The 15221-nt window shown below is 39.3% G+C and carries 11 protein-coding genes; 1 reads left to right on the top strand and 10 read right to left on the bottom strand.

Annotation, left to right across the window (positions count from 1 at the left end; genetic code table 11):
• Positions 1-174: 174 nt before the first annotated feature.
• The 9 genes from JNUCC25_RS07450 to JNUCC25_RS07410 form a co-directional block, all read right to left on the bottom strand.
• Positions 175-936, bottom strand: coding sequence for a serine hydrolase (locus tag JNUCC25_RS07450; RefSeq protein WP_318251982.1), 762 nt, complete (start codon positions 934-936; stop codon positions 175-177).
• A 14-nt stretch (positions 937-950) separates the two neighbouring features.
• On the bottom strand, positions 951-1958 hold the full coding sequence (locus JNUCC25_RS07445; RefSeq protein WP_013056188.1) for an ABC transporter ATP-binding protein: 1008 nt from the start codon (positions 1956-1958) through the stop codon (positions 951-953).
• Between the two features lie 12 nt (positions 1959-1970).
• Entirely contained in the window at positions 1971-2876 is a 906-nt protein-coding gene (locus tag JNUCC25_RS07440) for a C40 family peptidase (RefSeq protein WP_407728411.1), read from the bottom strand.
• A 31-nt stretch (positions 2877-2907) separates the two neighbouring features.
• Positions 2908-3852, bottom strand: coding sequence for a S66 peptidase family protein (locus JNUCC25_RS07435; protein ID WP_013056186.1), 945 nt, complete (start codon positions 3850-3852; stop codon positions 2908-2910).
• Positions 3853-3940: 88 nt separating this feature from the next.
• On the bottom strand, positions 3941-5584 hold the full coding sequence (locus JNUCC25_RS07430; RefSeq protein ID WP_035439263.1) for a peptide ABC transporter substrate-binding protein: 1644 nt from the start codon (positions 5582-5584) through the stop codon (positions 3941-3943).
• A 23-nt stretch (positions 5585-5607) separates the two neighbouring features.
• Positions 5608-6606 carry an ABC transporter ATP-binding protein gene (locus JNUCC25_RS07425; RefSeq protein ID WP_029324157.1) on the bottom strand — a complete coding sequence of 333 codons (999 nt, stop codon included), beginning with the start codon at positions 6604-6606 and terminating at the stop codon, positions 5608-5610.
• 4 nt (positions 6607-6610) lie between these two features.
• Entirely contained in the window at positions 6611-7567 is a 957-nt protein-coding gene (locus JNUCC25_RS07420; RefSeq protein ID WP_170959573.1) for an ABC transporter permease, read from the bottom strand.
• Positions 7551-8480 carry an ABC transporter permease gene (locus tag JNUCC25_RS07415; RefSeq protein ID WP_013056182.1) on the bottom strand — a complete coding sequence of 310 codons (930 nt, stop codon included), beginning with the start codon at positions 8478-8480 and terminating at the stop codon, positions 7551-7553. Before JNUCC25_RS07415 ends, JNUCC25_RS07420 begins: the two co-directional genes overlap by 17 nt.
• A gap of 14 nt (positions 8481-8494) precedes the next feature.
• Entirely contained in the window at positions 8495-9319 is an 825-nt protein-coding gene (locus JNUCC25_RS07410; RefSeq protein WP_454223027.1) for a M55 family metallopeptidase, read from the bottom strand.
• Between the two features lie 252 nt (positions 9320-9571).
• On the opposite strand from JNUCC25_RS07410, the gene JNUCC25_RS07405 reads away from it, so the two are divergent.
• Positions 9572-10867, top strand: coding sequence for a purine/pyrimidine permease (locus tag JNUCC25_RS07405; RefSeq protein ID WP_013056179.1), 1296 nt, complete (start codon positions 9572-9574; stop codon positions 10865-10867).
• Between the two features lie 30 nt (positions 10868-10897).
• On the opposite strand, the gene JNUCC25_RS07400 is transcribed toward JNUCC25_RS07405, so the two are convergent.
• On the bottom strand, positions 10898-15103 hold the full coding sequence (locus JNUCC25_RS07400) for a tetratricopeptide repeat protein (RefSeq protein ID WP_454223025.1): 4206 nt from the start codon (positions 15101-15103) through the stop codon (positions 10898-10900).
• Positions 15104-15221 lie beyond the last annotated feature (118 nt).

The following is a 15221-nucleotide window of genomic DNA, read 5'->3' as shown; positions in this document are numbered from 1 at the left end:
AAGAACATGTTTATCTATTACTAGCACAAATCCAGCACAGCAAACAACGGCCTCGCCAAAATCTGAGAAGACAAGCATTTATTATTAGTAAATGTGAGTTTTTCTTTGATAGAAGACATTAAATAAAAGGGAGCAAACCAATCTCGCTTATTGAAGTATACGGTTAAAAGATTTTTAGATGTTAGATGACAGAAGGTATCCAATATCAGCAATTAATCTCCTTCCCTGTTCATTGTCACTTAGTCCATCTATCAAAATAACGGCATAATACGTTTCGTTACCTCGCATGAGAATAGCACTATCATGTTCTGCTCCCTGTAGTTCTCCAGTCTTATTCGCAGCTTGAAACGCTGATCCTATACGTGCTGGAAGCTTATGCTGAAACTGCTGCATTTCTAACATTCTCATTATTTTTTCGCGACTAGATTTTTGCAAAAGGTTTCCTTCATATATTTCCCTTAAACACTTTACTACGTCAGAGGCACACGTATAATTATCAATCCCTTTTTCAACAGCGATTTCGTCCATCATATAGCGGTTTAAAACAGTTTTCTTTAATCCTAGATTTTTAGCACATTCGTTAATTTTTTCAAATCCTACTAAAGAAATGAGCTCATTTGTAGCTGTGTTGTCAGAAACAATTATCATAAGGGTAAGCAGCTCTTCCACTTTAATATGTGTTAACCGCGGAAGAGCTCTAAGTACACCTGCTCCACCAACCGTGTTTTTTTCCATTCTTTGAATGACAGATGTTAAAGCCAAGATGCCCTCATCAATTTGACGAAACGCTTCTATTGCAAGCAGCAGCTTGATTGTACTTGCTGCTCGTTGTTGGATAAAAGAATTAATCTGTATGGATTCTTTTCCTTCAATATGAATACGTATAAGTCCATTATTACTCCGCTTCCATGTAGTAACTGCATCTTCTATTTTCATTCTCGCTCTTTCCATCATTTTGTCGCAGCTGTTTCAATATAGTTGTTACTCATTATCTTTTGATTGTATAAGTGACAGGCTACAAAGTGATTGTCTTCAACTTCCTGCCACTCTGGCTTTTGAGTCTTACAGGCTGCTACTGCAAGAGGACAGCGCGTATTAAACACGCAGCCAGAGGGCGGGTTAATTGGACTCGGTAATTCTCCTTTAAGAACAATCCGCTTCCGATTATCCTCAACGTCAGGATCAGGGATAGGAATAGCTGACAGTAGAGCTTGAGTGTAAGGGTGAAGCGGTTTTTGATACAGCTCCGAACTTGTTGTTAATTCTACTAAATGCCCTAAATACATAACTCCAATACGATTGCTTATATGCTTTACCATCGACAAGTCATGTGCAATAAATAAATAAGTTAATCCTTTTTCTTTTTGGAGTTTTTTTAATAAATTAACTACTTGAGCCTGTACAGACACATCTAAAGCAGAAATAGGTTCGTCTGCAATAATGCATTCTGGATTTAGTGCTAAAGCTCTTGCAATCCCTATACGCTGGCGCTGCCCGCCGCTGAATTCATGAGGATAGCGATTGGCATGATCACGATTTAGCCCGACATCTTCTAGCAACTCATACACGCGGTTCAGCATCTCTTTTTTATTCGAATAAAGTCCGTGAACCTCCATTGGTTCTGAGATAATCTCCTTCACGGTAGAACGAGGGTTTAGTGAAGCATATGGATCTTGAAAAATCATTTGCATATTACGATGAAAAGCAAATTTTTCTTTCTCTGATAGCTCATGCACGTTTTTCCCTTTATAGAGCACCTCTCCTGATGTACGGTTATACAATCCAATGATTGTTCGCCCGGCAGTTGATTTTCCGCAGCCGGATTCACCAACAAGTCCAAAGGTTTCTCCTTTTGAAATATGAAAAGACACGCCGTCTACTGCTTTCAAAACCTGCTTATTCGTAATCGGAAAATATTTGCTCAGCTGCTTTACTTCTAACAAATGCTTCGTTGTCATAACTGCCACCTCCTAATAATAGCGCCGGGCTGCGCACAGCTCTTCTTCATAAAGCGTTCCTTTTAATTCAATCAGTTCAACGGTTTTACCTGTTTTAGGTGAATGAAGCATTTTTCCTTTACCATAATAAATACCAACATGGTGGATAGCCCCTTCACCTTTTTCATGAGCGAAAAACAGCAAATCTCCAGGTTGAATAGAGGCTAACCCTACTTCTTTTCCTTGCCTTGCTTGATCGGTTGCATCTCTTGGAATAAGATATCCGTTTGCTTTATGAGTAGCATAGGCAAACCCGGAACAATCATATCCCCAGGCACTCATGCCACCCCATAAATATGGAAGATTCAAAAACTGTTCTCCTGCTGCAATAATCATATCCCCAGTTCCTTTTACTTTACGGTTTCTATCCTCTATTACAACAGCATCTTGACGTTTTATTCTCCCACTGCCAACCGGCGTTTGAACTTGTAGCCATTCTTTATCTTCTTTTAAAAGAGGCAGCTGCGTTTGATAACTAATTTGCCAGGCTTCTTCCGCTAGGTGCAGGGTCGCAATCGTTGCTGATACCACTGCCGTTGGTTTATTCAATGGAAAATATTCGGCTTGAGAAATCAGTTGGTGGAAAGGAACCCACCCGGGATATCCTCTTTCATCTTTAGAAGAAAACTGAGAAGGAATAACGATTTTTGCCCATTTACCTTTCATTTCCGTTACATATACTTCTTCTCCTAGTAACAGCTGCGTTTGAACTAAATTTTTCTCACAAAGCTCCAACCGGCGTGTATACGTTAATTGTTCTAGCCATTTATCCAGTTTTACTGGGAAACTTATTGCATTGTCATCTATTTCTCTGCTAGAGTCATAGGAAGTCCAAACAGTCGCCACAGCTACACAAACGTAATACGCTTTTTTATCCATCACTTATTTATCCTCCCCGCAGGTTTAACCTTCAGCGTTCGACTTTATCTTTTGGTAATGTAATACCGGATTCAAATTCCACCATTCGTTCATAAGTCGACATCGTGGCATAGCTTCCAATCGCCACAGCTGTTTGAGGAGAGCAATGCCCGATGCGAAACCCTCTCATAACAGGCTTTTTTAAAGAAGTCAGGTAACTTGTTAATGCCTCTTCTAATGAAAGCGACTCCTTACGTTTTTTAGGATAGCAGTTATGAAAATCTCCGATAATAATTCCCGCTGCATCCTGCAGTTTATTGGCCATATACAGCTGTGTCATCATGCGGTCAATTTCATACGGCTCTTCATCAATATCTTCAATAAATAAAATTCGATTTTTTGTATCTAGTTCAAATGGAGTGCCAAGCGTGCTTACCAGCAAAGTAAGATTTCCTCCTATCAGCTGACCAGTTGCTTCTCCTTCACAAATAGTGTCGAGCGGACTAATTTGATCCGTATAGCACAAAGAACGGTGAGAAAATAATTGATAAAAAGCTTGCTTCGTCTCTATATGAACATCTTCTTTTCCGAGATCCGACGAAAGCATTGGCCCGTGAAAGGTAACCAAACCTGTGCGCTGATGAATAGCCGTATGTAAAAACGTAATATCGCTATACCCCCAAAAAACCTTTGGGTTTCGCTTAATTAAATCGTAGTTTAATTGCGAGGCAAGCCTAGCAGTCCCGTAGCCTCCGCATGCACAGATAATTGCCTTTACTTCCTTATTGGCAAACATCGCATGTATATCGGCTGCTCGCTGTTCATCAGTCCCTGCCAAGTACCCGTTTTTTTTATATAAATGCGCGCCTGTTACTACGTTTAATCCTATTTCCCTTAAATATTCTATTCCTTTTTTTAGATTGTGCTGATTAGGCGGACTAGCAGGTGCAATAACAGCTACTGTATCACCTTTTTGTAATGGTTTTGGTTTTATCATTTGTTACACTCCTTTTGTGTAAAGAAATGAAGAAAGTGAAACTTGGGTCAGAAGGGAATTGAAATCCCCTCTGACGAAAAGTTCCACTTTACTGTTTATCTGCCCACTTCAAATCTAAATAGCCAACAGGATGACGAACAATTCCAGATACGTTATCTTTGATTAAAAACACATAGTTGTAGAAATGGATAGGAATGATCGGCATCTCATCAAATAAAATACCTTCTGCTTTATACATAAGCTCAAAACGTTTTTTATTATCCGTTTCGTTCATAGCTTGTTTAATTAACTCATCATATTCTTTATTGCTCCAAGCTGTACGGTTCATTGAATGACCCGTCTGGAAGCTCTCTAAAAAGTTAATTGGATCTGCATAATCAGCTAAAAATGAACTTCGTGACAGCTGAAACTTTAACGCTTTTTGTTCTTCTTGGAAAACATTCCATTCCATATTGGCAAGCTTCACATCTACGCCTAGATTTTCTTTGAACATTTGCTGCAGTGCTTCTGCTATTTTTTTATGCGTATCGTCTGTACTGTATGTTAGCGTAATAGCTGGCAGCTTTTTATATCCTTCTTCTTTCATTCCTTTTTTCAGAAGTGCTTTTGCTTCTTTGCCATCTGTTTTTAATAAGTCGCCGCCCGTTTTTCGGAAATCCTTTCCATCTGCATCTTTAAATCCATAAGATACGAACCCACGAGCTGGTTTTTCTTTATTCTTTGTAACAAAATTAACAATTTGATCTTGATCTACAGCCATTGCAAATGCTTTACGGATATTTTTGTTTTGAAAGGGCTCTTTATCTAAGTTAAAGCGATAGAAGTAAGTTCCCGCTTGGTCTTCGATATGAACATCTCCATCTTTCAGCAGCTTTTCACTTAAATCCGATGGAATTTCAGAAACATCTAGTTCTCCATTTTGATACATTTGATATTCTGTGTTTGTATTTTCAACAATTACCCATTTTACCTTGTCGAGCTTTACATTTTCAGCGTCCCAATACTGATCGTTTCTTTCCATGACTAGATTACTGTTATGCTTCCATTGAGTTAATTTGAAGGGACCATTAGCAACAAACGAATCTGCTTCTGCAAACCATTTCGGATTTTTTGTTGCTACTTTTTCATTAATTGGGAAGAACGCTGGATTGGAAACTACGCTTAAGAAATAGGCTTGAGGGCTTTTAAGCGTAACTTCAAAGGTTTTGTCATCTAGCGCTTTTACCCCTACTTGATCAGCACTACCTTTACCCGTATTAAATTGTTCTCCACCTTGGATGAAATAACCTAAAAATGCCGCTGGAGAACCCGTCTTAGGATCTAACAGCCTCTTCCAAGCAAATACGAAATCACTTGCTTTCACGTCATCTCCATTTGACCATTTAGCATCTTTTCGTAAATGAAACGTATAGACCTTTTTGTCCTCAGAGATATCCCATTTCTCGGCCATTGCTCCTTCAGGCTCATCGCTTTTTCCTAAACGAGTCAGCCCTTCCATTAAGTTATTAAGCATATTCCATGAATATGAATCAAATCCAATAGGTGGATCAAAAGACGTAGGTTCTGCGCCATTATTCATATAAAGGACCTTACCGTCTTCTTTTGCTGTACTGCTTTTCTTTTCTGGCTCCGCGCCTGAATCTTTTGTGGCCGTACAGGCAGCAAGTGCAAATATAAGTACACACATCATTAGTAAAGACCCTATTTTTTTCATCATTTCCCCCTCTTTCATAAGTTCTCTATTCATCTATAAATCTAGCTTATAGTTGTTACAAATTTTTGGGCTCTCTCATCTTGAAGCCAGCAGTGCACTTGGTGACTTTCTTTCAGCTTTGTCGACGCAGGATACATGCGGTCACACACTTCCATTACGTAAGGACAGCGAGGTGCGAACGAACATCCGGATGGAGGTGCAAATAAATCGGGAGGCGATCCTGCAATAGGCACAAGTTCACTTTCGTATAAATCTAACCGAGGAACTGAACGCAGCAATCCTTTTGTATACGGATGCTGCGGCGTATAAAAGATGTCTCTTCTCGTTCCAATTTCTACAATCTTTCCTGCATACATTACGGCAACACGGTCAGCTACCTGAGCAACTACACCTAAATCATGGGTAATTAAAACAATAGAGACATCCGTTTTCTGCTGAATATCCTTAAACAATTCTAAAATCTGCGCTTGTATCGTGACGTCAAGAGCTGTGGTAGGTTCATCAGCAATGAGCACTTCGGGATTGCATACAAGAGCCATTGCAATGACAATACGCTGTCTCATTCCCCCGCTAAATTCATGAGGATATTGCTTTAGGCGTTCTTTAGGATTTGGAATTCCGACTAGCTCCAGCATTTCAAATGCTTTTTCTTTGGCTTTTTCTTTTGAAATGTTTTCATGTTGCATAATATTTTCTGCAATTTGCTCACCTACGCGAAGAGTTGGGTTAAGCGCAGTCATAGGATCCTGAAAAATCATCGAAATATCAGCGCCTCGAATGTCTCGCATTTTCTTTTCTGATAGTTTCGTTAAATCCTGGCCTTTAAATAAAATAGATCCGCTTGTGATCCTGCCCGGAGGTGTCGGAATTAACCTCATAATACTTTGAGATGTTACGCTTTTTCCGCACCCTGACTCTCCGACAATCGCTAGTGTTTCTCCTTTATGTAAATCAAAACTAACGCCTCTTACAGCTTGAACTCGCCCTCCGTAAGTTGAAAACTGTACGTGTAAGTTTTTGATTTGGATCATTTTTTCCATTTGCTTACCTCCTTAATTTCGGATCAAGTGCATCTTGCAGTCCGTCTCCAAGGACATTAAAAGCAAACATGGTAAGAGAAATAAAAAAAGCGGGAAAAAACAAACGCCACCAATAGCCTGATAGAATCGTTGATAAACCATCGTTTGCCATTACTCCCCAGCTGGCATAAGGAGCCTGTACACCCAGCCCTAAAAAGCTTAAAAAAGCTTCAGCAAAAATGGCAGTTGGTACGGTTAGTGTCATTTGAACGATAATCGGCCCCATCGTATTTGGAAGCAGGTTTCGCTTAATGATACGACTAGTTTTTGTTCCAAACGTTTTGGATGCAAGCACGTATTCATAGTTTTTTATTTGCAATACTTGCCCCCGTACAATTCTCGCCATCCCGATCCAACCTGTAACGGAAAGTGCCACAATAATCGTAGAAAGCCCGGGGCCCATGACTACCATTAGTAAAATCACCACTAATAAATAAGGAAGACCGTATAAAATTTCAATTACGCGCATCATGACATTATCTGTTTTTCCACCTTTGTAGCCTGAGAATCCCCCGTAAATGACACCGATGATAAAATCAATAAGCGCTGCCATCAGTCCTACAAATAAAGAGATTCTAGCTCCATACCATGTCCGAGTGTACATATCTCTGCCTAAGTCATCCGTTCCAAACCAATGACTAGCTGAAGGAGGAAGGTTTTGCTCTGTAAAAGAAGCTTTCGTTACACTGTAGGGTGAAAACATAGGACCGAATATAGCCATCACAACGAGAATGACTAAAAAAAAGAGACCCAGCATGGCCAACTTGTTTTTTACAAGCCTGCGCCAAGCATCATGCCAATAAGAAAGACTCGGCCTTACAACTGCTTCAGCTTCAGATTTCTTTTTTTTCTTTGGCACAAACCACTCATCAGGAATTTGCTTATACTCCTGTTTTTCCAGCACGTTATCCCTCCTTCTTATACAGTTTGATTCGTGGATCAAGTATTCCGTAAGCAATGTCTACTAAAAAAAGCATAATGATGAGAATCGAACTGTAAAAGACCGTCGTGCCCATAATTACCGGGTAGTCTCTCGTATTAATACTGTCCACAAAATATTTTCCCATGCCAGGAATAGCAAAGATTTGTTCAATAACAAATGTGCCGGTTAATACGCTGGCTGCAATCGTTCCAAGAACTGTTATAACGGGCATTAAAGCATTTCTAAGCGCATGCTTAAATACAATTTTTACTGGCGAAAGCCCTTTTGCACGCGCTGTTCGAATATAATCTTGAGTTAGTACTTCTATCATGCTTGAGCGAGTCAAACGTGCAATAATAGCCATAGGACCTGTGGCAAGAGCTAGAGTCGGAAGAATCATATGTAAAGGGCTTGTCCACGTAGCGGCAGGTAAAATTTTCAAATTGACAGAAAGCTGTTGAATTAACAATGTGGCCATAACAAAATTTGGAACCGACAATCCGATAACTGCTATGCTCATCGCCATGTAATCAATTATTCCATTCCTTCTAAGAGCAGCGATAATGCCTAGTGTAATACCGGAAATCACCGCAAGAATTAACGTCACCATTCCAAGTTCAAATGACACGGGAAACCCTCTTCCTAAAAGGTCGTTAACCGTTTGAGACGGCTGTTTAATGGAAGGACCAAAGTCAAAGGTAACAATGGATTTTAAATAAAGAATATATTGCACAGCTAGCGGCTCATCTAAGTGATAAAATGATTCCAGGTTTTTTTGAACTGCATCGCTTGTCGCTCGTTCTTCATTAAATGGAGATCCAGGAATCGAATGCATTAAAAAGAAGGTTAAGGTCACAATTACCCACAGCGTAACAAGCATGGATAAAAATCGTTTCAAAATATAACTTTTCACCTTTATCCCACCTTCTAACAGAATGTTGTGCGCGTAGCTAATTCAGTCATAACAAGCATGGCCTGATAAGCTTCTAAAATATCTTTTGCTTGAAACCGAACGGTCGTCGTTCCAGGCTCAATTTCTGTTCCCGGCATTAAATGCGCCCACTCTGCTTGACCATAATTTGCAAATTCTATTCGTAAGGTTGGATGTTTAGGTGGATTTAAAGGTTTAACAAGGTGTTTGTGTTGAATAGCTGCGGCTGTTTTTTCTTGAAGTAATTGTTCTGCTTTCTTAGGGGTTAATGTTTTGGCTGCAGAACGTGAAATGGCCTGTTTGACGATAGCGGTCGTCACGTTTGGAATAAGCTGCTGTGCTTCCAGCGCCGTTTGGTCATCACCGGCTACCATTAAAACTGGCACGCCGTAATAGCCTGCGACGTATGCGTTGAAGCCTAACTCTCCAATATTCGTACCGTCTATGTACATATTGCGAGCACCAAATATCATTGAATGAGACATGACACCAGGCATGGATGCTTTAGCATGATACCCTAGAAACATAGCACCATCAAAAGTCTGATCTAATCCCTGTACCATTGAATATGGTTTTACGCTCCCTGAAATAAGCTGAGTTTCTGGATGAAGCCGTTCAACAAGGAGATTATTCATACTCGAATGACTGTCATTTACCACAACTTCTGAGCACTTTTCTCTAAATCCTGCATAAATTACTGCATTTGCTTCATCCGTCATTATTTTGCGGCTTCTTTCATAATTTTCTTTCTGTCGCAGAACATTTGTGTGATCGACGAGTCCCGTAATTCCTTCCATATCAACCGACAGGTATAGTTTCATTTGTCTTATTCCTCCTCCTTCCTTGACTGTTAGTCAGTTCATTATAAATTATTCTTATGTTTATAATTTATAATTGTAAGAAAATTATAAATTATCTTTCTTCTTTTCACAACAATATATTGAATTTTTTGACACTTTATTCATCTTCCTTTTAACAAGATATCGCTTACAAATTGGAAATCCCATGGTAAAATAATAGAGCAGCCTGTTGGTTCATTCAGCCGCTCGTCGGCATTAATTGAGGTGTTAAGAATGTTTCGAGTTTCCATTGCTTCACTACAATGGTTTTTATTTATGATTTCTAATAGTATGATTGTTCCTATTGTAATTGCTTCTCAGTTTCATTTAAACGCAGCGGATTCTATTCAATTTTTACAGCGAACGTTATTTATTTTAGCTTTATCCGGGCTCTTGCAGGTATTTATAGGGCATAAATACCCAATCATGGAAGGGCCAGCTGGCGTTTGGTGGGGCGTCTTTTCTCTGTATGCGAGCCTTGGAACCGTTCTGTTTGGTTCTCACTCTGAAACGCTCCGCGTGCTGCAGTTCACCCTCCTTATAAGCGGGATAATTGCTATTTTGATGAGCCTGCTTGGTCTCATTGATAAACTAGCAAAATACTTTACCCCGACAGTTACCGGTACATATTTAATTTTATTAGTGACGCAGCTAAGCGGTTCCTTTTTAAAAGGAATGTTTGGCATTACAGAAATGAATTCAGCTATTAAACTTCCAATTGCGCTGGCTTCAGCTGCGATTTTGCTGCTGACTTTTTATTTATTATCGCACCGGACGTTAAATAAGCTTAGCATTATTATTAGTATTGGTGTAGGCTGGGGAGTATTTGCAATACTAGGGTTAGCTAAACCTATCGAGTTTCAGGCGCAGTTATTTTACATACCTAAAGTGTTCGTATTTGGAGCTCCTCGCGTTGAATGGAATATGGTTGTTACTGCTTTTTTTGTGACGCTCATTTTAATTACAAACATGCTCGCTTCTATTCGTGTTGTTGAGTCTGTTTATAAGCACAAAGGAGAAAAAATTGAAAAAGACAATATTAAGCGTTCCGGGATGGTTTCGGGTATAAGTCAGCTGCTTGGAGGATTGTTTTCAGGTGTCGGTGCCGTTCCTATTTCAGGTTCCGGTGGGTTTATTTCAGCTACAAATCTTTATAGCCGAGTTCCTTTTATTGTAGCATCGTGTCTTTTGCTTTTTCTGAGTATCTTTACTCCTTTAACGTCCATTATGTCCGCTCTTCCTCCTGCCGTCGGATACGCGGCAATCTTTCCTGTTTTTACAGGTATGATGGCTCTTGGAATTGGAGAATTCAAGCATGCCAAACAGCCCGAAAAAGCAATGAAAAAAGCCGGTATTGCGTTGCTGTCGGGGATAGGGGTTATGTTTTTGCCTTCTCAAGCTTTTTCAACACTGCCTCCTTTAGTTACTACGTTTTTAAGCAACGGATTAGTTCTTGGCACCATTATCATTCTTACACTGGAAATTTCCGAATCCATTTCTTTGAAAAGACAAGGTGCAAAAGAGGGATAAAAAAAGAAGCTGAAACCCAGCTTCTTTTTTTTACCTTCTTACCGTTAATCCTTTTAGTTCATCGTCTTCCATAGCCATTTCATAAAATTCTCCTGTTTCATCGTGCGCTAAAACATAATCCAACTCTTCCTGAGCAGAAGCAGTTTTTCCAAGAACAGCTAGATAGCATGCCAAGTTATAGCGAATAAAAAGATCTTCGTCTCCACTTTCTACTCTGGTTATCATAAGCGAAGCTGCTGCTTCCGTTTCACCTTCTAAATGATACGCGATACCTAAATCGGTATACATCCCTTCATACTCTTGACGCTGTTCAATCGCTTTTTGAAGAAGCTGAACAGTTTCATGATAACGTTCCGTTTTATTATATAGTTTTGCTAATCCTGCATATATGTCAGGCTGATAAATCTCCTGCTGAAGTAATTCTTGAAAAGCTGCCTCCGATTTTTCTACCTCTTCAAGGCTACTCAAAATAAATGCTCGGTATATCTGCAAATCTATATGATATGGCTGCTGTTCAAGAAGTTTTTGAACTAAGTTTAGCGCTTCATGTGCAGCCTGTTCATTTTCATGGATATTAACGAGTATATTGGCTAAATGATAGGCAACATCAAAATCCCAGCTTTGATGCAGCCATTTTTTCAGCACGGTGATGCTATCTTCAATCAATCCTTTCTCTTCGTAAAAAGCCGCAAATGCATGCACAGCCTCTTTATTATTCCGATCCGTTTTTATAGCCAGTTCATACAGTTCAATCGTTAAGCCAAGTAGCGTAACCGTTTTTGCTTTTGCTTTGAACTTTGCTAAGCTTCGTTTGAAGATAGATCCTTGCTGCTCTTCTACGATCGAATCGGCATACTCATTTAAAGCCTCCGCTGCGTTTTTAAACAGCATGCTTTTGCTTCGTTTTTCCATTTTTATCTTTTTTAAATTTGCCGTAAGCCCGGACAGTTTTTTTCCATTTGGAAAGCTAGACATGAACGTTTGAAATAGAGCGTAATCTTCCGGATCCTCACTTAGTAGCTCTGTAAGAATTGTTCTAGCTTCTTCATATCTATGCTCTATGATGAGCCATTTTGCCTGATGATGGCGAATAACAAGATTCTGTGGATCTAGTTCAAGCGCCTTCTCTAAATACGTTTCAGCCTGTGAAATGTCTCCTTTTAGGCGATACACATGAGCTTGGCTGTCAGCGAGCCATTGGGGCAGCACAATTTCCTCTACGCTTTTTAATACCTCTAACAGCTCTTCATACTCTTTCTCTGTTTCACAAAGTGAAGCTGCGTGCTCAACGTTTACTTCCATAGGATTCAGCTGTATCCATTGAAGCAGCCAATTCCTTTCAGCCGTTCGATTTTGTTCTTCACAAGCCATTTCGGCAAGCTTCATACAAGCGGCTTCAAATGTTTTATCAAGAGTTAAGCATTTTTGGAAGGCCTCTTTTGCTTCAGTGATGCGATTCATTGATTGATATATTTCACCTAACCGATAATATGGCAAAGCATCTTGCTTGATACGAAGCGCTTGCTGATAAAGTTTCTCACTTTTTGTTAGCTGCTTGGCTTGTTCGTATAATATACCTAAATAGCACATGTACAAAATCTCATTAGGGTGCTCTTGATGTTCTCCAGTTAAGAACTTAATTCCACGAGTCAGTAAAGCCGTGTCTTCTAAATAACTCGTATATGCTTCTAACACTTCATCTAGCGCTGTTTGAGCAAAATGAATTCCTTCTTCATAAAGAGCAAATCCAAACTCTATCGTTTGGCTGTCAAGCTTCTTCTCTTTTGCTGCATCTAAAAGCATGCTGCCTGCATCCAACATGACGTCGCTGTTCGATGAAAACTTCTGCGCAATAAGCGTGAGCGTATCAACTGCCGTTAAATGTTCATCTGTTTCCAGATACGCATAAGATAAGCCCAAATACATAAGGGCATCTTCTTCTATTTTTAAGCCTTCTTTATACAGAGCAATAGCTTCTTCGTACCTTTGATTCGCGACGTATAAATCGCCTAGTCTTCCTCGAATTGTCATGTCGCTCGGGAGATGCTTCATGCCTTCTTTGAGATAGCTTTCAGCTTCGTCTGTTTTTTCTAGTTGATATTGTAGCAAATCAGCTATCGAAAGATATGGATAAGGGACAGTGGGCAAAAGCTGTTTAGCTACTTGAAATCCCCGGTAAGCTTTACGAAACTTTTTTAAATGTTCATCACAACGGGCTCTTTCAAACCAGCTGTGCGCATCTTTTGGGTTTTCTTTTAATAACGCGTCGAAAAGATTTCTGGCTTCTGCGTATCTTTCTTTCTCCATTAAAATAAGTCCGTGATTCATTTGTGTATAAGATTCATCGCCATACATATTTAAGGAAATAGTCGAGCATTCAAAAGCCTTTTCGAGGTTTCCTTTGTACATATATGCAAGTGCTAAATAGCTCCAGTTCAAGTGCTGCTCTACGTCTAATTGCAGCGAGCTGCGCAGTGCTTCAACAGCCTCATCATATTTCTCTTCATCCAGCGCAATTCTTCCTTTAAGATAGTGATAAAAAGAGCTATGCTTTTTGTTATCTACGTGGTGTAACAAGGAAGATGCTGCCTTACTGTCGTCAAGTTTAAAAAAGGCATATGCGGCGTGAAGCTTAAGATAATCTTGATTGCTATATTTCTCTAACACATGATTAATACACGTACGAATATAGGCTTCATGCTCTTTTCTGTACAAATGCTTCATACTGTAAATAGAGGCAAATGGAACATGCTCATTTGCTTTTAATAAAGAAACGAGATCGTTAATGTGTGCCTCTTCATCCGCTTCAACTAGTTCGATTAAGTCATACAGCTGACGAATAAACACATCTTGCTCTTTAGAAAGTGAAGCGAGATCCGCTGCCGCTTTAGAAGCAACAATTGATAAAAACCCCGAATTAGCGTAATGCTGATCAAAATTTTTATATTCTACATACGTTGGACTTAGAAAATTAGCATCCTGTACATGAAAAAGTTCAAGTTCATCATCATAGCCAAATACAACTTGAACGTGGGAAGCTTGTTCAAATTCCAGACTGACCAAAATAGGCAGCCCTTTGTCTAATAGTTCTTTAAACTGTTCAACTGTGCCTGTAAAAAACATCGCTGCAAAGCCAAGAGATTCAAAGTAGCTCACCGCAGTTGACAGTTTGGATCCTAAGCCTCCGTAAATACGCGTTCCAATCTCATCCTGTGTTTTTTCGGTATGTAAAAGCCTTAACATCATACTCATACTAGCTGGCACGCAATAATTATCTTTTTGAACAATTGGTACAATAGGAAGCTTGATTGTACTGATTCTATCGTCTGTATGCTTTCCGATTAATTTTTGGTAGGGTGAATCTTTTAAACATCGCTTAGTCGAGAGCAGATGCGTAAGCTGAGATTGCTGCTGCTGCTCAAAATAAATGTCGGCGCGCAGCAGCGTAAAAAAATCTTGATAATCGTGATAGGGTAACTTTGAGTTGATAAATTCAATGGTTTCAAGCAAGAGAGAATACTCTTTTAAATCTTTTAATCGCATCACTTTATCCATATATAAAGACGGAAGCTGTGGATAGCGGACAATAGCCTCGTTAATTGTTTCAAGCGATTGTTTATGCTTCCCTTCATACGCATATAAGTCTGCGAGCATTGCATAGCAAAAATCTCCATTCTCTTTATATGTCGTTCCTTCTTTTAAGCAGGATTCAGCTTTTATTCTGTCGTTGAGCTGCAAATAAAAATATCCCCATCTGTCAGCCATACCCTTTTGATTATGTGACGTTACTTGTTTCATCCACTTAGAAGCTTCATCCGCTTGTTTCATTTCTAAAAGAATTCTTACCTTTAAAAAATAGATTTTCTCAAGCTGTTCCTCTTTAACTGATTCCGTATCCAGCTGAGAAATTAATACAGAAAGTCTATCATCAGCGTCGAGTATCTTGCCTTCTCGCAGGAGATCATCACAATAAAGAGTCACCATTCGAATCGAGCCAAATCGACGATAGCCATATGTCGTTAACATTCGACTTAAACGATTTAATAAAGCTTCATCACAAAAGCGGATAAGCTCGTACAGCTCTTCTTCCGTTTGTAAGTTTGTTAACCATTCTTTCACAATCCCCGCAAGGCTCTTTGATTGAAGGCTTTGTACTTCTTCTGTTATATACGCTACAAGATCAAATATTTGATAATGATCCACCATGCTTTTTAATTTCTGATAATTTATACTCAATTCAAAACCACCTTATTCAATAAAATAAGAACTATTGCATCTGCTGTCTATAAATTGAAGTATAAGAAATTTCAAGGATTTTTTCTAGACACAATATAAATTTAAGCATATTGACGGG

Source organism: Priestia sp. JNUCC 25 (assembly GCF_053667915.1).
This window is presented reverse-complemented; position numbering and strand designations above follow the sequence as displayed.